The sequence below is a fragment of the Symmachiella macrocystis genome (assembly GCF_007860075.1).
Taxonomy (GTDB): Bacteria; Planctomycetota; Planctomycetia; order Planctomycetales; family Planctomycetaceae; genus Symmachiella; species Symmachiella macrocystis.
Genome location: NZ_SJPP01000001.1, coordinates 4,011,847 through 4,038,792, shown reverse-complemented (window position 1 = coordinate 4,038,792; position 26,946 = coordinate 4,011,847). Strand labels below are relative to the sequence as shown.

General features: G+C 55.0%; 21 protein-coding genes. 7 read left to right on the top strand and 14 right to left on the bottom strand.

From position 1 onward, the window contains the following. Positions 1-67: 67 nt before the first annotated feature. Complete coding sequence (locus CA54_RS15670; RefSeq protein WP_146371769.1) at positions 68-2,743, bottom strand: hypothetical protein; 2,676 nt, start codon at positions 2,741-2,743, stop codon at positions 68-70. Between the two features lie 374 nt (positions 2,744-3,117). Between CA54_RS15670 and topA the strand changes: the two genes are divergently transcribed. Then, positions 3,118-5,790 (top strand): type I DNA topoisomerase, encoded by a 2,673-nt coding sequence (gene topA / locus CA54_RS15665; protein ID WP_146371768.1) that lies wholly within the window; start codon positions 3,118-3,120, stop codon positions 5,788-5,790. 60 nt (positions 5,791-5,850) lie between these two features. On the opposite strand, the gene CA54_RS15660 is transcribed toward topA, so the two are convergent. The 9 genes from CA54_RS15660 to CA54_RS15620 all read right to left on the bottom strand — a co-directional run bounded on the left by CA54_RS15660 (position 5,851) and on the right by CA54_RS15620 (position 15,837). After that, on the bottom strand, positions 5,851-6,531 hold the full coding sequence (locus tag CA54_RS15660) for a UbiX family flavin prenyltransferase (RefSeq protein ID WP_146371767.1): 681 nt from the start codon (positions 6,529-6,531) through the stop codon (positions 5,851-5,853). Between the two features lie 84 nt (positions 6,532-6,615). Then, positions 6,616-7,320 carry a bifunctional demethylmenaquinone methyltransferase/2-methoxy-6-polyprenyl-1,4-benzoquinol methylase UbiE gene (gene ubiE, locus CA54_RS15655; RefSeq protein WP_146371766.1) on the bottom strand — a complete coding sequence of 235 codons (705 nt, stop codon included), beginning with the start codon at positions 7,318-7,320 and terminating at the stop codon, positions 6,616-6,618. A gap of 275 nt (positions 7,321-7,595) precedes the next feature. Further along, on the bottom strand, positions 7,596-8,456 hold the full coding sequence (gene ilvE / locus CA54_RS15650) for a branched-chain-amino-acid transaminase (RefSeq protein ID WP_146371765.1): 861 nt from the start codon (positions 8,454-8,456) through the stop codon (positions 7,596-7,598). A gap of 253 nt (positions 8,457-8,709) precedes the next feature. Then, positions 8,710-9,444, bottom strand: a complete 735-nt coding sequence (locus CA54_RS15645) for an ABC transporter ATP-binding protein (protein WP_231963081.1) — start codon at positions 9,442-9,444, stop codon at positions 8,710-8,712. 143 nt (positions 9,445-9,587) lie between these two features. Then, positions 9,588-11,144: an ABC transporter permease gene (locus tag CA54_RS15640; RefSeq protein ID WP_146371764.1), complete on the bottom strand. Its 1,557-nt coding sequence runs from the start codon at positions 11,142-11,144 to the stop codon at positions 9,588-9,590. 272 nt (positions 11,145-11,416) lie between these two features. Next, the gene (gene lysS, locus CA54_RS15635) at positions 11,417-12,889 is read right to left on the bottom strand and encodes a lysine--tRNA ligase (protein WP_146371763.1); all 1,473 of its coding nucleotides are present in this window, start codon (positions 12,887-12,889) and stop codon (positions 11,417-11,419) included. A gap of 293 nt (positions 12,890-13,182) precedes the next feature. Next, complete coding sequence (locus tag CA54_RS15630; RefSeq protein ID WP_146371762.1) at positions 13,183-13,920, bottom strand: class I SAM-dependent methyltransferase; 738 nt, start codon at positions 13,918-13,920, stop codon at positions 13,183-13,185. Positions 13,921-13,940: 20 nt separating this feature from the next. Then, on the bottom strand, positions 13,941-15,287 hold the full coding sequence (gene hisS, locus CA54_RS15625; RefSeq protein WP_231963080.1) for a histidine--tRNA ligase: 1,347 nt from the start codon (positions 15,285-15,287) through the stop codon (positions 13,941-13,943). A gap of 106 nt (positions 15,288-15,393) precedes the next feature. Further along, entirely contained in the window at positions 15,394-15,837 is a 444-nt protein-coding gene (locus tag CA54_RS15620) for a YkgJ family cysteine cluster protein (protein ID WP_145378776.1), read from the bottom strand. 604 nt (positions 15,838-16,441) lie between these two features. Here CA54_RS15620 and CA54_RS15615 point away from each other — a divergent pair. Further along, positions 16,442-17,371: a hypothetical protein gene (locus tag CA54_RS15615; RefSeq protein WP_146371761.1), complete on the top strand. Its 930-nt coding sequence runs from the start codon at positions 16,442-16,444 to the stop codon at positions 17,369-17,371. Between the two features lie 127 nt (positions 17,372-17,498). Here the strand turns inward: CA54_RS15615 and CA54_RS15610 are convergent, their stop codons facing one another. Both CA54_RS15610 and CA54_RS15605 read right to left on the bottom strand, forming a co-directional pair. Beyond that, on the bottom strand, positions 17,499-17,834 hold the full coding sequence (locus CA54_RS15610) for a hypothetical protein (RefSeq protein WP_146371760.1): 336 nt from the start codon (positions 17,832-17,834) through the stop codon (positions 17,499-17,501). Between the two features lie 16 nt (positions 17,835-17,850). Beyond that, positions 17,851-18,624 carry an RluA family pseudouridine synthase gene (locus tag CA54_RS15605; RefSeq protein ID WP_231963079.1) on the bottom strand — a complete coding sequence of 258 codons (774 nt, stop codon included), beginning with the start codon at positions 18,622-18,624 and terminating at the stop codon, positions 17,851-17,853. A 227-nt stretch (positions 18,625-18,851) separates the two neighbouring features. On the opposite strand from CA54_RS15605, the gene CA54_RS15600 reads away from it, so the two are divergent. The 4 genes from CA54_RS15600 (at position 18,852) to tatC (ending at position 25,000) form a co-directional block, all read left to right on the top strand. Beyond that, positions 18,852-20,546: a hypothetical protein gene (locus CA54_RS15600; RefSeq protein WP_146371759.1), complete on the top strand. Its 1,695-nt coding sequence runs from the start codon at positions 18,852-18,854 to the stop codon at positions 20,544-20,546. Positions 20,547-20,636: 90 nt separating this feature from the next. Continuing rightward, positions 20,637-21,809 (top strand): sialidase family protein, encoded by a 1,173-nt coding sequence (locus CA54_RS15595; RefSeq protein ID WP_146371758.1) that lies wholly within the window; start codon positions 20,637-20,639, stop codon positions 21,807-21,809. Between the two features lie 297 nt (positions 21,810-22,106). After that, entirely contained in the window at positions 22,107-23,642 is a 1,536-nt protein-coding gene (locus CA54_RS15590) for a hypothetical protein (protein WP_146371757.1), read from the top strand. Between the two features lie 320 nt (positions 23,643-23,962). After that, complete coding sequence (gene tatC, locus CA54_RS15585) at positions 23,963-25,000, top strand: twin-arginine translocase subunit TatC (protein WP_146371756.1); 1,038 nt, start codon at positions 23,963-23,965, stop codon at positions 24,998-25,000. A gap of 158 nt (positions 25,001-25,158) precedes the next feature. On the opposite strand, the gene CA54_RS15580 is transcribed toward tatC, so the two are convergent. Both CA54_RS15580 and CA54_RS15575 read right to left on the bottom strand, forming a co-directional pair. After that, positions 25,159-25,755 (bottom strand): signal peptidase II, encoded by a 597-nt coding sequence (locus CA54_RS15580; protein ID WP_197532488.1) that lies wholly within the window; start codon positions 25,753-25,755, stop codon positions 25,159-25,161. Positions 25,756-25,764: 9 nt separating this feature from the next. Further along, positions 25,765-26,145: a TraR/DksA family transcriptional regulator gene (locus CA54_RS15575; RefSeq protein WP_197532487.1), complete on the bottom strand. Its 381-nt coding sequence runs from the start codon at positions 26,143-26,145 to the stop codon at positions 25,765-25,767. A 296-nt stretch (positions 26,146-26,441) separates the two neighbouring features. Between CA54_RS15575 and bcp the strand changes: the two genes are divergently transcribed. Then, complete coding sequence (gene bcp / locus CA54_RS15570) at positions 26,442-26,927, top strand: thioredoxin-dependent thiol peroxidase (RefSeq protein ID WP_146371753.1); 486 nt, start codon at positions 26,442-26,444, stop codon at positions 26,925-26,927. The last annotated feature ends 19 nt before the right edge of the window (positions 26,928-26,946 follow it).

Below are 26,946 nucleotides of genomic sequence, written 5' to 3'. Positions count from 1 at the left end.
TTTTTTGCAATCCATGCTCCGGTTCCGCCGCAATGACAAAGCGGTGCGAGCGGCGGAACACTCTCGATCAACCGTCGCTGCCGTTCTTCGCCGAATTGTTCACCCACTCAACGTCAAACGATTTTTTCAAATCCTCGCTCCACTCGTAGAGCACAACTTGTTGGGCGTGGACCGCAAGCTCGTCATACGGTGTGGACATAAACGCCCGCAGTGCCGGATGAGTGAACTTGTTCTCTCGCATGAACTGGCTGCCATCGATGTCGGGATCAGCCAAATCTCGCTGTTTGATCCGTACGACGTAATACGCCGAGAGATCTCCGCTGGACGCCACTCCGACATCGAACACTCCGAGTTCATCGAAAACGGTCTTCATGAACGTCTCATCAGCGACAGTCACCCGTGTCTGGTCGGCAATCGGCCCGCCAAATGAGACCTCCGAAATCGTTGGCGGAGGCCGACGGGCCATGGGACTGGGGTTGACGTTTTCCGGTTGATAGAGCCACGTAAACGATGTTGTCTCGCCGACAGGTGTTCCTTCAGGAAGTGCCTTGGCGAGTTCTTTATTTCCAACCGATTCGACCAAGCTCTTGGCATGTGCTTCTGCCAATTCACGGGCTTTGGCCAGTTTCCAAGATTTCAACACCTCGTCACGCACATCCGCCAGTGAAGCCGGGACGTGGTCGACGCGGTCCTGGACTTTCCAGAACAAAAAGCGGTCGCTGTTAATCATCCCTTCGACGTCGTAGGGGCCGTACAAAAGTTGCGAACTGAATGCCAATTGAATGGTCGACGTTCGCGGTTGACCGGGAAGAGCCACGCCACCCGCTTGGCGGCTATCACTAATCGAATCTTCGGTCGACGCTTCGCCATCCTCATTACGGCCCATTTCAAAGAGTTGCTGCGCCGAGACGAGACCGGTCGACGCATACGCGGCCTTGAATTTCTCGCCCAGTTTTTTCAAACTTTCAGCAGCTTTGGGTGCTTCCGCCGCAGCATTTTTTTCCGTTTCAGCCTGAAGTTCCTCGCGCGTCTTCCGGTTTTCGAAATCGTCATCGTCGAACGATTCTTCAGGGTCCGTATTCGGCAAGTGCAAGTCGACAAGATCGTTCATCTGTTCCAAGATCTGTTTGGCCAGACGATTCAATTCCGCCCGCGTCCGCTCATTTTCCAACTCCGTGCGGATCTCGTCCTTCAAGTCTTCGTCCAGTTCCCGATATTCTAATTCCGGCTTCGTTTCCGGCTTGTCCGTCCCTTCCGGGGCGGGGTCGCTCTCGGCAGATTCCGTTTTTGCTGGTTCATCTGCCGGTGCGGGCAATTTGGGTTCTGTTGTTTCAGCTGCGGGTTCTTGAGCCGGCTCAGCCTGCTTGGGTTCATCGTCCTTCGCTGCAGGTTGCTCCTCAGGAGTCGCCTCAGCAGCGGGCTCGTCCGCAGCAGGCTCGTCGGCGGCTGGCTCTTGGGCAGCAGGTTCGTCCGACGCGTCTTGCGCGAATGCAGTCAATGTCACCAACCTGCTTAGCGAGCTGCCGACTCCACTGCTGGGGAGCAGCGACGATTGATCATCGCTGTTCTCCTCAGTTGCCGGTTCTTCGGCTGTCGGCTCTTCGGGTTTCGTTTCTTCGGGAGCCGCATCGTCAGCTGCGGGGGGAGTCGCTTCCTTAGCAGCGGGAGGCTCCGCATCGTCGGTCTTCAACGCAGGCCCCTCGGCCGGTTTCTCCGACTTTTCGGCCTTTGGTTCCTCTACTTTAGGCTCTTCGGTTGCCGGTTCGTCGGTTGCAGGTTTGTCCGTTTTGGGGGCCTCCGGCGCGTCGAGTGTCGGTCCTTCCCCATCAGGACCGAACGGATTGTCTCCGTCCAGCGTCGGTGTGGGATCGATGACGTACTGAATGTCCTTGTTCGCCTCGTAGTAGGCGACGATGTCCTCATCCGTCACAGACTTTGACTCTTCGACTTGCTTACGCACGTCGGCGAATCGCAGGGTCAGGTATTGCAGCTCCACTTTGCGGGGCTGCTTAAAGCCGGGAGAGAAATCTTCGCGGCTCGTTACCGCAAAATCATCTTTGTAGGTGTCGAACCATTTTTGGAGATCGGCATCAGAATGCTCGGGGACATCTTTCACAAAGTCCTCGACAATCACCGGCGAGATTTCCATCACCTGGGCAACTTGCAGTTTTTTGTAGATGTCCCAGTATTGCTCCGGCGCCAACGGGGCCCGTGGTGACAACAACTCTCGCGCGGTCCGAGATCGCAATTCGCCACGAAGCGCGTTGAAAATATCGTTCTGGCTGACATGCATTTCGCTGACAATGTCGCGAAAATCATTGGTGCTCAGTTTGTCACCTGTGACTTGGCGGATAAAGTCCTGCACGGTGCTGTCGGCCACAGCGATGCCGATTTCATCCGCTTTCTGTGTCAGCAAATACCCAAACAGCACGTCTTTTTGGATGTCGTCGCCAGGGCCGTGACGGAAGAACATCTGTTGAATCTGGCGGAAATCGACTTCACACACGGTCGCGGCCCGTTGAATAAACCGGTTGGCCAATTGCCGTTGCCGCACCAATGCATCGATGTCGCTTTTATTTAAATCACCGGCCGACGTTTTAACAACGACCTTGTCCTGCAAGTTCGGGCCTTGCATCGAACGCGACAACGAATCCGCGATGACAAATGCGAAAACCGCCAATAGCGTCAACGCCACCATTAGCGTTTTTTGGTACTTGCGAATTAGGGCAAACGGTGATTTCATGCTAATTTCCTGATAAGTCGAATTCGCGCTGGCAGACGTTCGAAACACGCGCCGCCGGACTGGAGACCTGCTGCGGGGAACGATTGTTTTTGCCGATGTGTGCGACTGATTCCGTGGATTTCTTGTTCGATATTTTTGCCGCCTGATTTTTCAGACGACCTTGACAGCGTGTGGAAGATTTGTTTATGGATGGCCGGTCAACCCGAGGGCAAGCCAGCCATTGCCCAATGTCATCTTCCGAACGACGCTCGTTTTTCGTCTCCTCGATCCGCCCAAACTTTTTGGCCGGCCTTGGGAGCGAAACAGCCGCGCATTTTAGCTGCGAACAACTATAAGGCAAGTCCAACACTGGATTTGGGGAAGGAATCACGGCGGTGGCCAAAAAGAAAGTCAAAGGACTGGTGATTGTGGAATCACCGGCAAAGGCCCGCAAGATCAGCGGCTACCTCGGCTCGGACTACATCGTCCTAGCCAGCATGGGGCACGTCCGCGATCTGCCTGCCGGCGCTGCGGAGATTCCGGCCGCTGTCAAGAAAGAACCCTGGTCCACACTGGGAGTGAATGTCGATTCCGAGTTTGAACCGCTGTACATCATCCCCAAAGAGAAGAAAAAAGTCGTCAAGGAACTCAAGGACGCCCTCAAAAACGCCCAAGAGCTGATCATCGCGACGGACGAAGACCGCGAAGGGGAAAGCATCGGATGGCATCTCGTCGAGTTGCTCAAACCCAAGGTCCCCGTCAAACGGATGGTGTTTTCCGAAATCACCAAATCGGCCATCCAAGCCGCCATCGACAACCCCCGCGAAATGGACACCGATCTGGTTTCTGCCCAAGAAACCCGCCGGGTGCTCGATCGCCTCTACGGATATCGTCTCAGCCCGCTGTTGTGGAAAAAAGTCGCCCCCAAACTCTCCGCCGGCCGCGTCCAATCAGTCGCCGTCCGGGTCCTCGTGCGGCGGGAACTGGAACGCATTGCCTTCCATAGCGGAACCTACTGGGATCTCAAGGCCACGCTGAACACATCGCCCGAGGGGCAATTCGACGCCCAATTGTGGACTCTAGGCGGTAAAAGAATCGCCGCAGGTAAGGATTTTGACGAGGCGACCGGAAAACTCAAGCTCGACGTCGATGTCTTGTTGCTCAATGAAAAGGAGTCGCTCGAACTCAAGGACCGGTTGCTCAAAACCGACTGGAACGTCGCCAATATCGAAGAGCGGCAACAGGTCCGCAAACCGTATCCCCCCTTTACCACCAGTACGCTGCAACAAGAAGCCAACCGCAAACTAAACATGACCGCCCGGCAGACGATGCAGACGGCCCAGCGGTTGTATGAAGCAGGCCACATTACTTACATGCGGACCGACTCGGTCAATCTTTCGACCGAAGCGATCGATGCGGCACGAAATTGCGTCGATACCCGTTACGGACACGAGTACCTAAGCGACGGCCCACGTCAATTTACCTCCAAAAGCAAAAACGCCCAAGAGGCTCACGAAGCCATCCGCCCCGCTGGGACGGAGATGAAAACGGCAGAAGAATTGGGGCTTTCCGGCGGCGAGGGACGCTTGTACGGCCTGATTTGGAAACGGACCGCTGCCACACAAATGGCCGAAGCCCGTTTGCGGTTCCAAACCGTGACCATCGCAGCCGATGACGCTGAGTTTCGCGCCACCGGCCGCCACGTCGAATTTCCCGGCTTCTTCCGCGCTTATGTCGAAGGGACTGACGATCCCGAAGCCGCGCTCGACGATCAGGAAAGCAGCCTGCCGCAGATGAAAGAGGCGGACAAACTCCGCTGCGGCGAACTCGAACCGATCGGCCACGAAACCAAACCGCCGGCGCGCTTCACCGAAGCGACACTTGTGCGGGCGCTGGAAGCAGACGGTATCGGCCGGCCGAGTACCTATGCGTCGATCATCGGCACCATTCAAGACCGGGGTTACGTGCGCAAACAGGGCAGCCAATTGGTTCCCACCTTCACGGCGATGGCCGTCACCAAATTGCTGGAACAATACTTCCCCAATCTGGTCGACTACGCCTTCACCGCCAAGATGGAACAAACGCTCGACGACATCTCCAATGGGGAAATCGAATCGCTCCCGTATCTCAAAGGATTTTACGGCGGCGAGGAAGGCTTGGATTCGCAGGTTAAGACCAACGAAGAAAAGATCGATCCCCGCGACATTTGCACACTGGACCTGGAAGGCATCGAATCGAAAGTCCGCGTCGGTCGTTATGGACCCTATTTGCAGAAGGAGCAGGAAGATGGCGAAAATCTAACCGCCTCATTGCCTGCCGAAATTTCTCCCGCCGACATTACCAATGAAATGGCGGAGAAACTGATCAAGCAAAAAATCGAAGGGCCCACCCCGATCGGCATGCACCCCGACGAGGGACTGCCGATTTTCGTATTGCACGGGCCGTTCGGCTACTACATGCAACTCGGCGAAGTCACCGAGGACGGCCCCAAACCCAAACGGGTCTCGCTGCCCAAAAACGTCGAACCGGAAAACGTCACCCTCACGCTCGCGATGGACTTACTCAGCCTACCGCGAACCGTCGGGCAGCATCCGGAAACCGACAAGGTCGTCAAAGCGGGCATTGGACGATTTGGACCGTATGTCCTGCACAATAAGGTGTACGCCTCGATCCCCAAAGAAAAAGATGTGCTCACCATCGGCCTGGAAGATGCCGTTGACCTGATTAAAAATAAAAAGGTGCGAGGAGCGGCAACACCGCTGAAAGAACTCGGTCCGCACCCCGAAGATGGCGAAATGGTCGCCGTGTTCGAAGGTCGCTATGGACCTTACGTCAAGCACGGAAAAATCAACGCCACACTCCCCAAAGAAACCGAACCCGATTCGGTCACGCTGGAGCGAGCACTCGACATGATCGCCGAAAAGGCGGCCAAGGGGGGCGGCACGAAGAAGAAAAAGAAGAAAGCCACTAAGAAAAAAGCGGCGAAGAAGAAGGCCACCAAAAAGAAAGCGGCGAAAAAGAAAACCACAAAGAAAAAGAAAGCGACCAAGAAAAAAGCCGCTCCTTAATTCCAGAGCCGCTGCGGATAGCCCTCCTCTTCCGCCGAGGAGCGTATTCCGGTCGCGCCATCAGCGCTCAATCTTCCCCGCACCCGCGTCTGCTTCGCCCCAACGCCCCAGCAACGTGTGCTGCACGCCCAACTGGTCGCAGATCCGCGCCACCACAAAATCGACCAGGTCCGCCATCGAAGTCGGTGCGTGATAAAAACCAGGCATCGCCGGCAAAATTACGCCCCCCGCACTGGCCAACCGGGCCATGTTCTCCAGTTGGATCACCCCCAACGGCGTCTCCCGCGGCACAACAATCAACTTGCGGCGTTCCTTAAGATGCACATCAGCAGCGCGGTGTATTAAGTTCGACGACTGCCCGCTGGCAATCGCCGCCAACGTTCCCATCGAACAGGGGCAAATCACCATCCCGGAGGTCAAGAACGACCCACTGGCAAACCCCGCGTGAAAGTCCTGATGATGATACACACGCAACGTCCCACGCCCCGCGTGCGATACATCCAAGGCTGGGAATTGAAACCGACTACTCCCTTCCCCATCCTGCTGAGCAGAGGGCAACATCGTTTCGATACGAAATTGATCGGTGTCCAGTTGCGGATCCAACTCATCCCGCATCACCAGCGCAGCTGCCGGACTGACCACTACATGTAACGCGCACCCCGCATCAAGCAAAACATCCAACAACCGCAGCGCATAAATCGACCCGCTGGCTCCGGTGAGGGCAATCACGATGGGGGACATAGCTAGAAGACTCGCGTGGAGGAATTAGAAATCAAACGACCAAATCGCAGCACGAACTATAAAATCTGTACTTTGGATTTCGTCCTACTTAGTCCCCACATACAGCGTAGCAATTCCAAACGTCAACGGTTTGTAAATCACGCTCGCGAGGCCGGCTTGTTTCATCATGGTCGCCAGCGTTTCGCCTTGGGCGAATTCACTGACCGACTGTGGTAAATAATTGTAGGCAAACTGGCTGTTGCGGGCCAATAATTGCCCAATCCGCGGCAAAATGTGGCGGAAATACCAGCGATAACAACTGCGGAACAAGCGGTTTTCCGGCATAGAAAACTCCAACACCACCACCTTGCCGCCCGGCTGGCAGACGCGCGTCATCTCCTGCAAGCCCTGCATGGTGTCGGCGACGTTGCGCAAGCCGAATGCGACTGAGACGATTTGAAAACTGTCGTCGGCAAACGGCAATCGCTGCGCGTCAGCTTCCAGAAATTCAATCCGCGATCCGCTGGCCGCTTCTCGTTTTTTATTCGCCAGCACCAGCATCTCGTGCGTGAAGTCGCTGCCAATCACAGCGGCCCCTTGCGCCCGTTTCTCGTAGCTAAACGCCAAGTCCCCCGTTCCCGTGCAGACATCCAAAATCGGCGCATCGCCCACCGGCGGCGCCATCCGCACGGCCCGCCAGCGCCAATAAATATCCGTACCGCCGGAGAGGAAATGATTCAGGAAATCATAGCGCGGCGATATCTCGCCAAACATGCGCCGCACGCGTCCACCGGACTTATCAACTGTCATCTGCCCGTGACCCATGTGACCCTAATTTCGGTGTGGTTGATAGAGCTGTGTTTGTGTAGTGTTTGCCTGTCGCGAGGCTGGTTAGGAACGCCAATCGTACTACATAGAAAGGTGCGTCGCGACGCACTCTACGATTCTTGCTCTCCCTGAGAGGAGCGAACCCCCAACAAATCTTGCTCCCTCTCCCTCTGGGAGAGGGCCGGGGTGAGGGTTTACCCATAACCGGATTGACCAGCGAACCTTCACCGGAAAATGCAGGTTTTTTCAATTTCGAATCACCCGCCCGTTTTCAGCGTTTGAAACCGCTCCAGCAGGTCATTCGTCACCGGTCCGGGAGTTCCTGCGCCAATCTTGCGGCCGTCCAGGTCGACGACCGGAATCACCTCAGCCGCTGTGCCAGTTAGAAAACATTCGTCGGCGATGTAGATGTCGTGGCGGACCATGGCGACTTCCCGGACCGTCAAGCCGGCCTGTCTGGCCAAGCCCATCACGGCTCCCCGGGTAATGCCTTCCAAAATCCCCGCTTCGGGCGGCGGTGTTTTGAGGATGCCATCTTTGACGATGAAGATATTATCCCCGGTACATTCCGCCACTTCGCCTTGCGCATTGAGCATCAGTGCTTCGATACAACCGGTGTCGGTGGCTTCAATTTTGGCCAGGATATTGTTGAGATAGTTGAGCGACTTGATCCGCGGACTCAGCGCGCCGGCGTGATTGCGGATCGTGCTAGCGGTAATCACTTTCAGTCCGTCGCGGTACATCTCTGGCGGATACAGTGAAATCGTATCGGCGATAATAATCACCTGGGGATCGCTGGTGCGGCGAATGTCCAACCCTAGCGTCCCGGCTCCCCGCGAGATCACCAGTCGCACATACCCTTCGGTAATTCCGTTGGCGGCGACCGTCTTGTTCACCGCTTCAGCCATTTCGGCCGGCGAAAGCGGAATCTCCAGGCGGATCGCCAGCGCGCTCTCATACAGCCGCTCAATGTGTTCATCCATTAGGAACACGCGGCCATTATAAACGCGGATCCCTTCGAACACGCCATCGCCATAGAGAAACCCGTGGTCAAAAACGCTCACTTTAGCATCGGCCTTGTCGACAAGTTCGCCGGCGATATAAACCTTCAATGACATCTCGGTACCGCAAATTAAAAGGGGGGGGAATGAATTGCTTGAAGTAGAGACAAACCGGCACGCAACCTGGTTCGTCATTGCCCCGTAGTCTACATAAACAGAGAGACCGGTACCAATCATAGGCACCGGTCTCTTGTGACAAATCATCAAATTGTTAACGGGGCATGCAGATTTCGCGAGGGAGTCTCAGATTCCGATTTCAACACCACCCAGCAAACCTGCTAGGTGCCGCTTTTTTGCGTCGAAATACGCTCTAAGCAGCCTCTGCCAGCTTTTCCAATCGACCTTCCCGTAGGCGGACCGTACGTCCGGCCTGTTCGGCGATCACGTTGTCGTGAGTCACCATCACGATCGTCAGGCCTTCCTGTTCGTTCAGCGCCCGCAGCAAGTCCATAATCTCGCCACCGGTGGTTGCGTCCAAATTCCCGGTCGGTTCGTCCGCTAGGAGAACCTCCGGTTTGCCGATCAAGGCCCGGGCGATGGCCGCACGCTGCATTTCTCCACCCGAGAGTTCCGAAGGCCGGTGCGTTAACCGATGTGACAAACCGACGCGATCCAGTAACTCGCGGGCCTCGTTTTGAAATTGCTTTTTCCGTCGCAAATAGCCCAGCAGCGAATGCCGAATCATCAGCGGCGAGAGCACGTTTTCAATCACGCTCAATTCGGGCAGCAGGTGATAAAACTGAAAGATGAATCCGAACACCCGGTTGCGGAGTTCGTCGCGGCTTTTGGCCGATAGGTCATCGATACGTTGGCTGTCGAGGTGAATTTCCCCCACGCTGGGAGCATCCAACAACCCCAGCAGGTGCAGCAACGTGCTTTTCCCGGAGCCCGATTGGCCCACGATGGAGACAAACTCTCCGCGATTCACGTCGATGTTCACGCCGTGTAATACCGGAATCTTGTGGTCACCCTTGCGGTAAGCCTTTTCCACGGCGATCGCCGCGATATGACGCTGAGGCATTTTAATGATCTCTGCCGTTTCCATGAGGAGTTGTTTCCTGCGGAATTGTTTTGAGGCTACGGACTTTCGAAAGGCCGATTTGACCGGCCGGTCTTATTGTGCGAATCAATACTCAACTGATAAGGGGTGGCTGAGGACAAACGAAGTCTGGCCCCAGATCCTAACGTTCATTCATACCGTAGCGACGCCACCGGATGCAGTCGCGACGCGCGTCGTGCCGGCAAGATGCTGGACAACACGGCGATGGCGATGGCACCGACCGCGACCCAAAACACCATCCACGGCTCGATGTTGGTGGGGATTTCCGGGAAATAGTAAATCCGTTCGTCAAACACTTCTTTCCCGGTCAGCCACGTTATCTGTTCTTCAATCCAATTGATTTTCCAGACAATCAGCAATCCCATGCCCACGCCCGCACCGGAACCAACGATACCCAAGCCGAATCCGTAGGCGAGGAAAATCGACATCACGCCGCTGGAGCTGGCTCCCAAGGATTTCAAAATTCCAATGTCGCGTGTTTTCTCCACGACGATCATAAAGAAGATCGCCAAAATGCCAAAGCCGGCGACTGCGATGATCAGAAAGAGCAACACGTTCAGGATCGCCGATTCGACTTCAACCGCAGCCAACAGCGGACCTTGTTTTTGCTCCCAGGTATGCACGGCGAACCGTCCCGGCTCGAATTCTCCTCGCAACAAGCCCACAACGACAGCCGGGTCGGCCGATTCTTTTAATTTGATCTGCACCGACGTCACCGAAGTCAAGCCGGTTTGCGGATCAATCATGACGCGTTGTTTTTGCAGGTAATCCAAATTGCAGAAGATCAGGCTGTTGTCATACTCGCTCATGCCGCATTTGAAATAATCAACCACGGTGGCCGAGAAGTGGATCGCCTCGGGAGGCCGCCCAGAACCGACGGTGCTCAGTTGCACGTCATCACCAACGCGAACCATCGGCAGCGTCTTGATCTTGCCGGTCGCTTGGTCTTCGTATTTGTATGTCACCAGTTCCGAACCGATATAGACCCGACCTTCGAGTGGGGACGTCAAATCCTCAGACTCTTCTTCAAACATTTCGTCGTCGGCGCCGATGATTTCAGAGCCTGTGAACAGGTCACCGGCATCAATTGCTCCCGCGTTGTCCACCGGCGATTCGACCGGTTCCAATTCATTCATCATCCGACTATGTTCCCGCATCCGCATTTCGCTTTCTTTTTGCGCTGTGCGGTATTCTTGATCGTCGGGGTGCAAGTCAAATGAAGCCGGCACGTTCGCTACGTATCGGGGCGGACCGATCCGGTTTCCTTCTTCATCCCGTTGGGGCATGAAGTTGTACAGATGATCGGTCAGCGTTCCCATCTTCGCTTTGGATTCGGGTTCGATGCCGATGATCGTCACCGGTTTGGTGATATATTGCCCGAATGAGCGAAAGCTGAGCATGCCGTACACCTCGACGGTGGGGCTCATCGCCTCGATATGCTCGCCCGCCGCATGGCGGATACGGGCCATGATCCGGTCTGGGTCCTGTTCGCCATCGGCGCTGCCCGTTTCCAGAACCACGTCGGCCAAAATGCCGCGAATCCGTTCCTTCATTTGGCTGCTAAACCCGCTCATCACGCTGTTGACGACAATCATCGTCGCCACGCCCAACGTGACACTGACAATACAGGTCAACGCAATATACCGAGTCCGCAAATAGCGCGTGCAGAGAAGATACTTGTACATGTTCTCGCCAGTCCTTTGGCCATGTGATGAGAAGACATCCCGTCCCCTCGTATTCAATCTTAAATTCCGCCAATAGTTGTGCGCGGGTCTCCCGACCCCGCACCAAACCCGACCGAAGGTCTCCCACCGTTAAGTTTAAGGAATCAGACTCAAAACGTTCCCTAAAAAACCAACCGCAGCAGCCACAAAAATCACTGTTTATTTCTCTAGCCACTGACCACTGGCCACTGGCCACTCAAAAATGTTGTACACTAACGGATGCTTAAAATCCCTTATTCCTCAGCACCTTCCGGTCGCAACAACGGGAAGTAGATCACATCCCGAATACTGCGACTATCGGTCAGCAGCATCACCAAACGGTCGATGCCGATTCCCAATCCGCCTGCCGGCGGCATGCCGACTTTCAAGGCTTTGATGAATTCATGATCCATCTTCGCCATCGAATCCTCTTCCGTTTGCCCCTCCAATTGCGTGAGGAACAATTCCTCCTGCAAGCGGGGGTCATTCAATTCTGTATACGCGTTCGCCAACTCCATCCCTTTGATGAATAACTCGAAACGTTCGGCGATTGCGGGATTGTCTTGTTTACGTTTGGTCAGCGGACAAATCGAAGCCGGGTAGTCGATCACGAAGACCGGTCCTTGCAGATGATCCTCAACCGTCGCCTCGAAGACGTCGTTGACGATCACATCCGGGTGTTTGTCGGCTGTTTCGATGTGGTGTGTGGCGGCAACTTCAGCGACTGCGGCGCTGTCATGCATATCGCAACCGGCATGTTCAGCGAACAAGTCGGCATAGGTCTTGCGCGGCCACGGCGGGGTGAAGTCGATCGTCTCTTCGCCCCAAGGCAGCACCATTTCGTCGGAGATTTTTTTCACAGCATCGACGACAATTTTTTCCGTGAGATCCATCATCGATTCGTAGTTGCCGTACGCCTGATAAATCTCCGTCATCGTGAATTCCGGATTGTGTGTCGCATCGATCCCTTCGTTGCGAAACACGCGGCCGATTTCAAAAACCCGCTCGACACCACCGACCATCAACCGCTTCAGGTGCAATTCCAAAGCGATTCGTAAGTACAGGTCAATGTCCAGCGCATTGTGATGTGTAATAAACGGCTTCGCCGCCGCACCGCCGGCAATGGCGTGCAACACAGGGGTTTCGACTTCGACAAATCCCTCGCCCGCCAACGTTTGACGCATCGAGGCAATGATTTCCGTCCGCTTGAGCATCCGCTGCAGGACGCCCTCGTTGTAAATCAAATCGAGGTACCGCTGTCGCAGCAAGATCTCAATGTCTTTGACGCCTGAATGTTTTTCCGGCGGTTGCGACAACGACTTGGTCAAGAAGGTGATCGTCTCCACGAAGACGGTCACTTCGCCGGTATTCGTCAACCGCAGCGTGCCGTCCACGCCGATCAAGTCGCCAATATCCAGCGCGCCGATCAATTCCCACTGTTCCTCCGAGACATCCGCCCGGGAGACCATCAGTTGGACCTTGCCGGACCAATCTTGCAGAAAATAGAACTTGAGTTTGCCCTTGTTGTTCCGCGACATCAGCCGTCCGGCGATCCGCACCCGTTCGCCAGTCACGCCCGACTCCGCAGGCGCCATGCTGCGGATTTTTTCGATCGGCTGGTGGTCATCGAACCGTTGTCCCCACGGATCGATTCCAAGTGACTCGATTTTCTCGAGCTTAACCAGGCGATCACGTTCAAAACGGTCAATTTTCTGCTGCTTAGCCATCGATAAGGTGTATCTCAGTCGCGTGCAATTAACAGTGAATAGTTCGGTGAAACGTAGGGCAAGCTCCCGCCTGCCGTCGTTATCGAGCGACGCTGTTGTTAGGCTGTTGCCCGCACGTCGTCGCGTTGTTTTTGATCACAAACCGGCCGCGCCGGGCAGTTTTGAGGAGCGGCAACTATCTGCGAAATCACGATCCAGGTCAATGGCAGCCGCGCGGTTCTCACAAACTGGGCAATTTACCGGTCTTGACCTTGCCCGGCCGTCTCAAAAACCGTTCAACCTGGTGACCAAACTCACGTCGCCGTCCATGCTTTACAGAGATAAGGCACGTCAATCTCTTCCGCGCCGATCGTTTTGAGATGGTCTTCCAGATCCGCAAAAAATGCCGCCAATCGCTCTGGGCCTGCGATGGTGGTCAATTGATTGTTGCTCCGCCACAACTCTAAAAATCGTGCTTTAGGCATCCGCACCGTGTGAGGCACGCTCAGTGGCGTGACCATTGAGAAATCGCCCGTGGAGACCAACTCCTCAGCCCAGTCCCGCGTGCGATAATCGTGATCAAATTCCGGCACATGCCGACTGAGCGCCTCCTGCACCCAACTGAGGATCTCACTTTGACCGTTATTGCGCTCGTTCCACAACACGGTCAATCCGCCGCCCGGCCCCAGGATTCTGCGGATTTCGGCCAAACTTTGGGGTACGTCCGCCCAATGGAACGCCTGAGCGGCAAAGCACCATTTTTGTGACGCATCCGGCAGACCGGTCTGTTCAAACGTCGCATCCAGCCACGTGACTTGGCAGGTTTCTTCGCCGTATTTCCGCATTTCGGCGTTCGGCTCGATTGCCGTGACTTCCAAGCCCTGGTCGAGCAACAACTGCGAAAAGATTCCGGTTCCCGCGCCAAGGTCCACCACGCGATCACCGACCACGAGATCGGCCTCGTTCAAAATCTCTTCGAGCAACTCGACCGGATACGATGGTCGGGACAGTCGATAGGCCGCAGCTTGTTTTGTGAAATCTCCCCACGCCATCGCTCACCCTCCCCTTTACTTCAGTCTCCGGATTCGCCACCCGACGATAACAGGCTCGTCACATGTGCGATCAATTCTGCTTCGGGAATCGTCTGTTGCTCGCCGCTGTGTAGGTTCTTAACTTGCCACGTCCCGGCAGCGAATTCGTCACCGCCGGCAATGATCGCCAGTTGAAACCCTTTGCGATTGGCATATTTCATTTGCTTGCCAACCCCTTTGGGATCGACGTACACCTCGGTGGAAATTCCGGCAGCTCGCAACTCACGGCCGATTCGCAAATACTCGCCGCTCTTTTCCGCATCGAACAAAATTACCAACACTGGCGCCGGCGTTGAGATGCCGGGCAACATTTTCAATTCTTCCATCGCCGCCAACAACCGGTCTAGTCCCAAGCTCGCCCCGACTCCCGGCAATGCCTGTTTGCTGAACAGTCCGGTCAGATTGTCGTAGCGTCCGCCGGAACAAATACTTCCGATCCCCGGCAGGTCGCCCAGAAACGTTTCGTAAATCGTCCCGGTGTAATAGTCCAGCCCCCGGGCGATGGTGACATCCAGTGCGATACGTTCAGCCGGAATACCCGCCCGTGCGGCGCAACGAAACAACTCGTGCAGGTTGTGCACGCCCAGTTCGCCCCGTTCATTGCCGGCCAGCAAGGTGGACATTTCGGACATCACCGTTTCCGTGTCCCCTTCGGTCGTGACCAGCTTGAGGACTTGTTGTGCCTGATCATGGGAGAGACCGACCTTTTCGGTCAATTCGCTGGCGACTCCATCCGCACCGATTTTTTGCAACTTATCCAACGCGCGAAGCACACCGACTGATTGCTCGGCCAGGTCGAGTTTTTCCAGCAATCCATTGAGCACCAACCGGTTGTTCACGCGAATCGTGAATTTTTCAAACCCGATCGCACACAACAAATCGTGAATCACCAGCAACGTTTCAATATCCGCAATGTTGGCGGCGGTGCCGATCGTGTCGAAGTCGCACTGCATGAATTCGCGGTAACGTCCCTTTTGCGGGTTTTCGCCCCGCCAAACCGTCCCAATGTGGTACCGCTTAAACGGCGTCCCAATATCATTGAGGTGCTGCGATGTAAAGCGTGCGAAGGGGACGGTCAAATCGAACCGCATCGCCACGTCCCGTTTGCCTTGATCCTGAAACCGGAACACCTGCTTGTCCGACTCGTCTCCCCCTTTGCCCAGCAAAATCTCCGCATATTCCAGAGCGGGTGTATCGATCGGGCTGAAGCCGTAACTGCGATAAACCTCGCGAGCCGTCTGCATCAGTGCTTCGCGAGGAATCATCGCCTCCGGAAGGTAGTCGCGAAACCCCTTCAGGACTCGAGGTTGAATGAGTTGTTGTTTCACGGGTATGCGGGATATTTCCAGGCTGTAAAAAAACGTCCGGCGAAGCCGGAGGCAAAAATATGATCCAAGGTACGCAGCTGTGCGATGTTCAGACACCGCACAACAATCAGACACCACTTAGCAGCGGAAGTTCGACGGTCATAGTGGGCGAATACGGTTTCTTCTTCTTCCGTGGCGGCAGCACGGCTTCGGCGTATTCCCAAATCTGCTCGGGGGATTCGAAGAACTTGTCGTAGACCGAGTCATTGTCGTATTCGCAATCGTCGGTCGTGTACGAACGGCAGATCGCCGGACGGTCTTCGTAAATGCCGCACATATGATCGTCACGCAGGTATTTACAGTCTGCGTGGACCATCAAATACCACGTCCCTTCATCCACAAAGATCGAAATCCGTCCGTGCGTCATGTACCAGCGAATGCCGTCGAAATCCTCCCAGGTTTTGGGTTTGTCGATCGGCAATGCGAAATACCGGCAGCATTTAGCAGTGCAGTAGCTGCACAGCACTTCGTCCGGTTTGAGATCCTTGCGTTGGACTTGTGCAACAGGCATGGTCGCTCCGTCGATTGTGAAGTGTGAAAATATCGTTCTGGCCTAACAGCTTGGGCCAATCCCCTCTTTTTCTAACGCCCGCAATCAGCCGGCCAATTGGTCCCATTGCTAACGATTATAACGACTTACGCGATCAGTGTGTACTTTCCGGACGTCGCGAATGTGCGGCAATCTCTGAAACGTATGAATCGCACCGATCACAATCGCTGGATTCGCCAAGGGATCGAGCGTGTGCATTCACGTTCCCCGCCCGATCCCCCCGATAGACTAAAAGCCGCCCCCGGCAACTGACCCTCTATACGTATGCTGGACCTAAACTCGCCGCCGATTAGGTCCGGATTTACCGTCGGGACCTGTTAATCCGGTCCCTGCGGCAAACTCCGGCTCAATTCCCGTAGGGCCGGGTTTCTGCTTGACCGGCCGCGCCGGGGACCTTTATGATGGACAAACTGGGAAATTTTCGGTCGCGGTTCTCGTATTTAAGGAGAGGACTGCGCACAAGGCGTCCCTTCCAAAACGCACTCATGACACTCACAAGGCTCGGTCGTTTCCGTAATCGTCCTGCGGAATGGCAGCATGCCTTCGTGACATCGAGGAATCTCTGATGCACACCTTTGGTAAAGTTTGTCTGTGGTTCGCTGTGGTTGTTTGTATTCCAACGGCGATGTGGTTCACCGCCAAGGTCTACACGGCCCGCGCCGGATATATCAAGCAAAAGGTCGACTTAGAAGCCAAGATCGAAAAAAACGCGGCGGAGCTGACCGACCTACGGTTGAAAACCCGCACCACGCTTCGCGAATTGACGCACGAGAAGTTGCGCTGGGCACCGTATTGGAACGACGTCGCTGTTGAAGTTCGTCAGGATAATTCGGTTACCATCGACATCGGCTCGGAAAATGGTTTGAATGCCACAGTCGGCGATGGCGAAGCCGGCACGCAAAACCTCGTACATTGTTTTCAGCCCGGCGAAAATGGGCAGATGGAATTCGTGGGCGAATTTCGCGTGACCGCCTTAGAGCCCAACCGCGCCATGCTGGCCCCCAACTGGACGCCCCAAGACGGGGAAAGCGATAGCTGGGATGCGTCACAAAAATGGCGGCTGCGGGCGATGATTCCCTCAAGTTATTTCGCCCGATTCAACGGACTCGAATTGCAACTCAACACGCATAACGAGTTGCTGGCCTCGAAACTCGCAGACCTCGAAGAACAACACCAGTTACTGTCGATCGCAGAAGAGCGTCACGCGCACCGGATCGCCGAAATCGAAGGTCCACAAGGGGATGTCACCGAAGCCGACAAACGTCCCCGTGAGGATGTCGTTGGCTTGCTGACCACGCTCGAGGAATACGAAGAAATCCGCAATGCGATCATTGCCAAATCGGACGAACGCCGCCGCATTTTGCTGAGAACCTTGGAGGACTTCGAACGAACTCAAACAGAAAACCTGCACGTCGTCGACAGCCTGCCTGAAGCTGAAAAGACCAGCACGGATGCCACCGAAGCTGCCGCCGATCCATCAACGGTCAGCCGATAAGCAAACGGCTCTCCGCGCACGATTCATGCACCCAACAAACCATGCACGTTCGGATATCGCATCCGGCCGTGCATTTTTTATGCGCTCCCAATAGAGACGACCGAATGCTGAATGCTTTGCAGTAGAGCTAGATCCAATGCGAATCCGGATAATGCCGTTTCAAAACATGCCCCCGCAGCAATATCAAAAGCACCAAGTTCAGGGCCTTATAAACAATCAACCACGTATAAAGCCCTTGAGCTTCGACAAAATCGCTGATGCCGAACAGAAAAAATGCCACTGCATAGGCCACTTCCCACAGTGACCGTTGATTCAACAGAAACCTCCGTGCGACGATCACACCCAGAAAGCACCACAGCGCCCCTTCGGCCACGTTGAACCAATGATAGACGACATGCAAACTGGAACTCGGATCGTAGTCCCACCATTGCCTGCTCAAAATGTCTTGTAGTGATTGCAACATTGATTTGGTTTCTTGATTAGGCGCCGCCCGCATCCAACAATTCGTTGAAATAATCAGGCAACTCCGCCGTGATGGTCATCATCTCGCGGCGTGTCGGATGTTCAAAGGTCAGCGAAGCAGCATGCAAGGCAATCTTGCCTCCCAGTCCCACGCGTGCGCCGTATTTACGGTCACCAACGATCGGCATCTTTCGGGATGATAATTGTACTCGAATTTGATGGCTTCGCCCCGTGAGCGGTCGAACTTCCAGCAACCTCCGTCCACCACTGCACTTCAACACGCGATACCGCAATCGCGACTCCTTGGCCCCCGCTGTTCCCGGTTCGGCGACGCTCACAATATTCCGTGCTTCGTCCTTCTTCAGCCAGTCCACCAGTTCCGCATCGCCGGGACCGGAATTCCCCTCGACGATTGCCAAATAGGTCTTCTCAATCGTACGGTCGCGAAACTGCTTCGTCAGCCGCGCTGCCGCCTTGCTTGTCCGCGCGAAAAGCACAACGCCCGACGTCGGCCGATCCAACCGTTGCACGATTCCCAAATAAACATTGCCCGGCTTGGCGTACTTCTGTTTGACGTATTCCTTGGAGCGTTCCAACAGCGTATCGTCACCGGTCCGATCACCGGCCGTCAACAATTTGGCCGGTTTGGCAACGGCGAGACAATGATTGTCTGAGTACAAAATTTCCAGTGGAGCCATATTCACTTCGGGCGGGCACACCAGCGCATCTGTAGAGTTTTGGATGATTGAAAGGATCATATCGACCGGTGCCTTGTCCGAATAGTGGGGCATCGTTTTCCCAGTTCACCGTACCCCTCTGCGACGCGCGGGTCGTCGCATTGCTGGCTCAAATTGTGTATGCTCAATCCCGCGCTGCGTCGCTTGTTTCAACGCTGGCCAGAGGGAGATAGTTCATGAAAATCCGCAACCAGGATCCAAAATCTGGGAGAAGTTGCTCATCCGCGGTCTGCGCAGCCTCTTCTACGACTAATAGGTCACGATCCCGCAGAAACAATCGCTTGCGGGCCACCACTTGCGCGCTGGCCGTCATGGCGATTTTGGGAACCATACTTTGGCATCAATCCTGGGCCGCCGCTCCGACCGCGGCCAATGCCTATCAAGGCCTGGTGCCCGGCAATGCCACCCTTAGCGACGTGCTCGCCCAACTGGGGCCCTCCCCCCTGGAAACGCCTAGCAAAACCGACCTGCGGTATCCGGTTGCGGGCCAGCCAGAATTGAATGACCGCTTCTATTTCCAAAACAACAAATTGGCGCTCGTCACCTCCGCCTCCCCCGATTCCCGCTATCCCACCCGTCAGCGGATCGTCGAAAAATTCGGCAAACCGGAAGCGGAAATCACCTTCCAAACCCAATCGTATTTGGACTACACCCAACAGGGGCTGCGGTTCATCTGTGATGCAGCAGGCAATACCACAGGCGTCTTGTACTTCGCGCCGCACCCCCGCCGTATTCCAGAAGGTTATCCCAACGTCCATGTCGATCTGCGCCGCGCTGAAATCGATCCACCTCAAGCCACAACTCCACCGGCTGATTTTCTCGTAGGTGCGTCGCAGGTTTCTATCGCTCCCCAAAAATTCGACGACATTGCGCCGGACAATGACCAAAAGCCCACACACCTAGCCGAAGACCTTTTCGCTCGCGCGGTCATTTTCCAACGCGGCGAGGAGCGCGTCGTTTTCATTGGGTTGGATGTCTTCGGCATGGGCATGTGGGACGTCGACACGGTTCGCGAACGGCTGCGCGAAAAAGGCTTTCCCAATGTCGTGGTCGCCATGTCCCACACGCACGCCAACGTCGACACGATTGGATTTTACGGCTACTACCCGGCCGAGTACGTCCAACAGATTTTGGCACAATCCGAACAAGCTGTTATGCAAGCGGCGAAGAATCTGTCTCCCGTTGCGGAACTGAAAATCGGCTCGGCGGAAATGCCGCTGGCCGGAGGACGTGTGGTCGATTTGATCCGCAACGGCCGCGACCCCGGCGTAGTCGATCCCACGGTTTCCATCGTGCAAGCCATTGGCAAAGACGGAAAGCCAATCGCCAATCTCATCCATCTCGCCTGTCATCCCGAAGTCATCCGGCTCCGCGATACGCGAGGGCTTTCGCCCGATTTTGTGGGCACGCTCTGCAACGATGTGACCCGCAAACTCGGCGGCCAAACCGTGTTTCTGAATGGGGCGCTAGGTGGCATGCTAACTCCCGACACGCGACTTCGCACACAAGCCGCCGCTGAGGAAATGGGGCACGCGCTGGCCAAGTTTGTTGTCGCTGCCGCTGAAAACGCAGTCCCCAGCGAGACCTACGACATCTGGCTGCATCGCCGTCCTGTGGAGTATCCTGTCACTGCCGAGGCGATCATACAGTACCTGGAAAAAGCCGCCCCCAAAGCAGATTTTGCACAACATCGCATCCGCAGCGAGATGAATTTGGTCTGGATCGGCGATGCGCAGTTCATCACCATCCCGGGTGAACTCTTACCCGACCTGGGCTTAGAAATCATGTCCCAAATGCCGGGCAAGCTGCGGCTGATCGTCGGGTTGGCCAATGCTGAACTTGGATACATGATCCCCAGCTATGATTTCCGCGACGGCGGCTACGAAGAACGGACCGGCCCCGGCGCCGCCGGCGGCGCAATCACCCGTTCGGTCGGTTTAGAACTGGCCCCCATTCTGCCACCTCAGCGGCGCTAACTGCTGAATTTGCGAAACGAGAACGGGGAAGTAGCCGCCGAGTTTTTATCATCATACACCTAATGACCTACTGCGAGAGAGGTTTTGGTAATGTCGAAAACGATCAGTTTATTTTTTGTCATCATTTGTGGACTAACCGCCGTTGTTCGCGCTGAAACCAAATTTGCGGCGGAGTTCGTGTTTCCGCTCAACGCCGAACACAACCACGCCCCGGCGATTGTGGAATGCCCCAATGGCGACCTTCTGGCTTCGTGGTATCGCGGATCGGGAGAACGCAGCGCCGACGACGTCCGCGTCTTGGGCGCTCGCTTGCGAAAAGGGGAAACCAAATGGAGCCCCGAATTTTTGATGGCCGATACGCCTGGCTTCCCCGACTGCAATACGGCGATGATGATCGACAAAGACAAAAAGCTATGGCTGTTCTGGCCCACGATTTTGGCCAACACCTGGGAATCAGCCGTGACCAATTACATGACCTCAACCGACTATCAAGGAGAAGGAGCTCCGCGTTGGGATTGGAAAGACCAAATCTATCTCAAGCCGCAGGACTTCAAAGACGAGTTCCTGGATCACGTCAACAACCACTTGGGCAACAAGCAACCCCTCTCCAAAAAACAATTGGGATTCCTGCAGTTGGCCAAGGACACCGCCGGCGAAAAAATGTACCAGCGGCTGGGATGGATGCCCCGTTGTAAACCCACCGTGCTCAAAAGCGGACGGATTTTGATGCCGCTGTATACCGACACCTATTCCATCTCGATCATGGCGGTCAGCGATGACGATGGAAAAACCTGGTATGCCAGCGGGCCGATTATCGATTACGGCAATATTCAACCGGCCGTTTTGCAGCGCGATGACGGCACAGTCGTCGCCTATATGCGCGAGAACGGATTTCAAGAAAACATCAGAATCTCGGAATCCACCGACGACGGCCTGACCTGGGGTCCGGTGAAAAATTCCGCACTCCCCAATCCGGGATCCGGCCTGGATACCGTCCGCCTCAAAAACGGCCATTGGGTCATGATCTACAATGATTCAACCCGCGACCGCAATAGCTTGGCCGTCTCGCTTTCTGAAGACGAAGGCCGCACCTGGCGCTGGACACGACACCTGGAACAGCACGAAATGGGACGCTACCATTATCCGGCGATCACTCAGGCTGCTGATGACACAATTCACGCGATTTACACCTATTCTGTCGCTGACGGCAAAACCATGAAGCATGCGGCATTCGACGAAGATTGGATCAAGGAGGGGGATTGAAGCACCTCTCCCCGCACTTGGGGTGAAATATCCGTTTTTTTGAGCACCGTAGAGTTCCTGAATCTGGTAGACTGGTGATTGGCGAGTTGTGGGGCACGATGCTTATTATGAGTAGCTGTTCAGGATGAAGCGGCATCCTTAATGCGGATCCGCTTTTACTAGAAATAGTTTCAAAACCCGGTTGCGCTTGTTCTTGAAACTTTCAGATCAGTGCCAGTGGGACGCTTCGATCAGTGCCAGTGGGACGCTTCAGAGAGTTTTGAAACGACTTGAAATAATTCAGAGTGCGGTGAGTCGATGCCACTGAAAGTACGATGTCCAGGTTGTGAAAAGGTTCTCAACGTGCCCGATGCGGCGCGGGGGAAGGCGGTCCGTTGCCCGAAGTGCGAGACCAAGGTTAAAATTCCCGCCGCGACCAAAAAACGCCGCGTACGGCAGACCGCCCCGGACAGCGCGGACGACTTGTTGAACCTGAATCTCCGAGAAGCGGAAGATGCGCACGCGCGGATCTGTCCAGCTTGCGGTGCGGCAGCCGCCATCGAAGATATTAACTGCACGGAATGCGGAGTCGACTTGATCACCGGCCAGATCGCCGAAAAAGAGTCAGCGCGCCGCCGCAGTGGTGCTCCCGACCCAGCCTTGTATTACCGGGCTGCGTGGGTCGAATCGTGGAAATTCATGAAGCGTTACAAGGGTCTCGCCGGACGCACGTTCGTGTATTGGATCCTGTTTTCATTTTTGCTCGCCGGTTGCTTGTTCATGGTGGACTTCTGCGAACGGACGCCACCCAAAATGTTTTGGGTCGCGTTTAGCATCATAGCTGGCATGGTCTATCCCGGATGGTTGTGGAGCCTGACGATGAAAGTCATCGTGGCTACTGCGGCGAAAAAAAAATCGTTGGACCGAATCAATTTTGATATTTTTCTCAACATCGCTCTCGGATTTAAGTGGTGTTTGTGGGCGATCGCATTTTTTACGCCGGCCGTGGTCTTCGCTGCTCCACTCTTGTTGTTAGATGTCCGAGCTTATTGGGGAGGATTGGCAATGACCGTCCTCCTCACATTGGCGGTGGTCCCCACAGCCTTGGGGCATATGGCCATGCCAATAACCTGGAAAGCTTGGCTTTCACCGATTCTGTTTCAGGTCACATTCCAGCACATTGGACATTCCGCCTGGTGGGTCTTGATGCTGCTAACGGTCCTGGCAGTCTGTTTCTCTCCGTTGGCCATTGCCGGGGGAGTTTACCACGCCGAAGTCACCGCTTTGATGCAGGGGGAATTCATTGCATCCCCCACGACATTCTACGGTATCATCGGCGGTGCCGCGGCTGCCTCGCATTTGTTACTGGGTTTCGGTGCCCTCATTCTCATGCGGGCCACCGGCCTCTTCGTTTATTACAACAAATCAACTCTGGAATTAATAACCAGGGTCGAAGAGCAGAAATACGTTCCCAAGGGAACGCGGCTGGACGATATCGAATCAATGCAGGAAGGCCCGAGCGCCAAGGGGGTTGCTATTGGCGCGGGGTTGGCCTTCGTATTCGGTGCCGTCTTTGGACTAATTTTTGGATTGGTATCTACAGAAACCTCGGTGCTGAGTGGTATCGGGTCGGGGATCTTGATGGCCGGACTCCTTGTGGCGCTGACGGGACGGATCATGATCTTGATCGCTTCCTTCAACGACAGTGTCATCTGGGGTGTGATCGTCTTGTGGGTACCATTTGGTGAATTTGCCTACTTGGCAATGAACTTCAACGACGCCAAATGGCCCGTTGCGATTCAATTCATCGGTGGCTTTTATCTGGCAATCGGATTTGTCTTAAGCCTGATGTGATGCAACTCGCTGCCCGAAGGTCCATCCACCGGCGAGTGGCGTACAGTTGAAGTTTTTGATTCCGCCCGTAAAATGGATGGCGGTTTATCTCCCGCTCAGCGATCCCGCGTGACTCGTGGGCCGAACGAGCGGACACCCAACCTATTCCCACCCGACGGAAATGCCTGACCGAATTTTATTCGGTGGCATGCGGTGCGGTGTCCGCGGCAATCGTTGCCGGCGCTTCCCTCGTTCCCGTTTACCCTCGGCACTGGTTCCGCGCTAACACCCCAGTTCGCGCAGACTGCCGGGAGCTAACACAACACCCTCAGAGGTGAGTAATGTCCAAAGATCTCTTTGACGAAAGCACAATGAGTTTCGGCGAACACCTGGAGGCGCTCCGCACGCACCTCTGGAAGGCCCTCATCGGCCTGGTGATCGGCGTCATCGCCTCGTTAGCCTACAGCAAACCGATCATCGACATGGTCCGTGCCCCAATTGATCAGGCACTTGCGGATTACGGTCAACCGGTCGAGGACGCCCCCAGCAAGTCTTTCTGGGAAACCACCAAGGCCTACTTCGGAGAGGAGACCGAGGAACCTACGGCGTCTCCCACCCAACAAGTGGAAACCGACGATGCACAGGTGGTCTCTATCAACGTCGACGCGCTCGAGTTGCAGCGGGGACTGCACAAATCCGATCCCGAGCATTACCCAGCCCCGAGCGATGACGCTAAATCAGTGATGATTCAATTGGCAGCGTCGATCTCCGGTTTGCCAAAAATTGTCGACAACGACCAGCAACTCAAACCGATCACTATCAACGTCCAGGAAGCGTTCTTTACCTACGTCAAAGTCGCCATGATTTCCGGACTGGTCCTTTCCAGTCCGTGGGTCTTCTTTCAACTTTGGTTGTTCGTCGCCGCCGGTTTATATCCTCACGAACGCAAATGGGTCTATCGGTTTCTGCCGATGAGTTTAGGATTATTCCTAGGCGGGGCCGCCTTTTGCTTTTTCTTGGTCATCCCGGTCGTTTTGGAGTTCCTGCTGAGCTTCAACTTGTGGCTGGGACTGCTGCCTCAGATTCGCATGTCGGAGTGGATCAGCTTCGCTGTGACCTTGCCGTTGATGTTCGGCATCAGCTTTCAATTGCCGCTGGTCATGCTGTTTATGGAGCGGATCTCGATTTTTTCGGCTGACGACTATCGTGAAAAACGGCGTATCTCCGTCTTGGTGATCGCCGTATTGTCGATGTTGCTCACACCGGCCGATCCCACGAGCATGATGTTGATGATGATCCCACTCATGGTCCTGTACGAGTTTGGAATCTGGCTGTGCGGCTTCAAAGCCCCATCGGCCAGCCCCTATGCTGAAGAATAGTTCGGAATTGGGCAGCAATGAGTCTTAATAGCCGACTTCGTTGTGAGCAGTTGCCACGACGGACGGAGGGCCTGGTTTACCAAGCAAGATCCGTCTGCACTGCCGGTTTAGCGCTGCGGGAAGAGAACATCGTCCGCATAAGCACCGCCGTCGAGCCGTTAGGCTGTGACGGTGGTCTGCTTGGGGGATGACTTTTCTGCTTCATTGGAAGTCACAGGCGCCGTGAACGATTGCAAGAACAGCATGATTGCGCCGGCGACCAGAAACACGTCGGCAAAATTATAAGTCGCCCAGTGCAGATCGTTGAGCGGCGTGAAACTTGCCAATGGCAAATTCATCTGCAAGAAATCCCGCACGCCATGCAGCGGTTCTCCCGTTGCGCGATCGACGCAGCCGTGCAAATATAGCCGGTCGTAGAGATTTCCCAGCGTTCCGACCATCACAAATGCAAGCGTGATCGTCAGCCAGAGACTGCTGGCTGCTCCCCGCACAAAGAGCCAATAGCAAATGCCCAGAATCGCCACGAGGCCCACGATGGCAAACAGCCATCCCAAACCTTGCCCCATGCCCCACAGCGCGCCTTGATTGAACGTCGTGTGCAGATAGAAGACGTTTTTGCCGTCATATTGCAGCCAGGGCTGGCTCTGCCCGTTTGGGTAGCCTAAGTCCCTGAATACCCACCACTTAGAGATTAAATCCCAAGCCGTACCACAGACGACTATCAACCAAAACCAGACGTGTCTGTTAGTGGGCACGGTATTCATTTAGTGGAACTGCTCGAGTTTGCTTTCACAGTCAATGCAATTCCGCGCGAACGGAATCGCTCGCAGGCGGGTTTTGCGGATAATCGATCGGGCGGGGGTTTTACCATCTTCCTGGCATTTTTCGCAAGTGCCATATGTCCCCTCGTCAATCCGCTGCAGCGCGACATCGATGGCTTTGAGCGTTTCCTGGTCATTTTCGACCAAGGAGAGCGCAAAGTCCTGTTCAAAGGTATCGCTGCCAAGCTCCGCCATATGCGTCGGGCTTTTGGAACCATTTCCCATATCTTCGCGCCCGGATCCGAGCGCTTCGCTGGTCAATTGGCGAACATCTCCCCGCAGACGGGCGCGCATTGCCGTCAGCAAGGTTTTAAACTCCATCATCTCCGGTTTTTTCATATTAGCACCAAAATCTCGGGGCCGGGTCAGTCTATTGAAGCGGGCTAATTATGCTCTTCCGAAAGTGTCCGGTCAAGGGTCACATATTCACATTGGCTTATTTGTGCTTCCAGTAAACAGTGTCAACTCGCAAATTGTTGTCCTAGAATTGGCAGCCTATGGAGGGCGCGCCGCTCCAATCGATTCCGGGCCGAGTCAACGCCATCGGTTGACACGATCCGAGGTGTGTCTACGATACCCATTACTGAGACTTTACTTACATCAATATGGGAGACGGAGAAATGGCGGCAGCAAACGGTTTGAATGTGGGAGATCGAGCACCGGCATTTCATGCGGCAGCCTCTCCAGGCGGAAAAAAAATTCGGCTCAGCCAATTCAAGGGAGAGAAGCATGTTGTGCTATATTTTTATCCCCGAGACAACACTCCCGGCTGCACGACAGAGGCGTGTGACTTCCGCGACGCATCAGTCGAATTCGATGCATCCGACGTGGTCATTCTCGGCGTCAGCACCGATTCGGTCGAATCCCACGAAAAATTCACCGACAAATTCGAGCTTCCCTTTCCACTCATAGCGGACGAAAAGCACGAAATCGCCGAAAAATATGGCGTGTGGGTCGAGAAGAACATGTACGGCAAAAAGTCGATGGGCATCTTGCGATCGACGTTTCTGATCGACAAACAGGGAAAAATCGCCCGTGTCTGGCGGCGCGTGAAGGTCAACGGGCACGTCAGTGCCGTCCAGGAAGCGCTCGCCGAGATTGAATAGACCTTTGTCGGAAACCCAA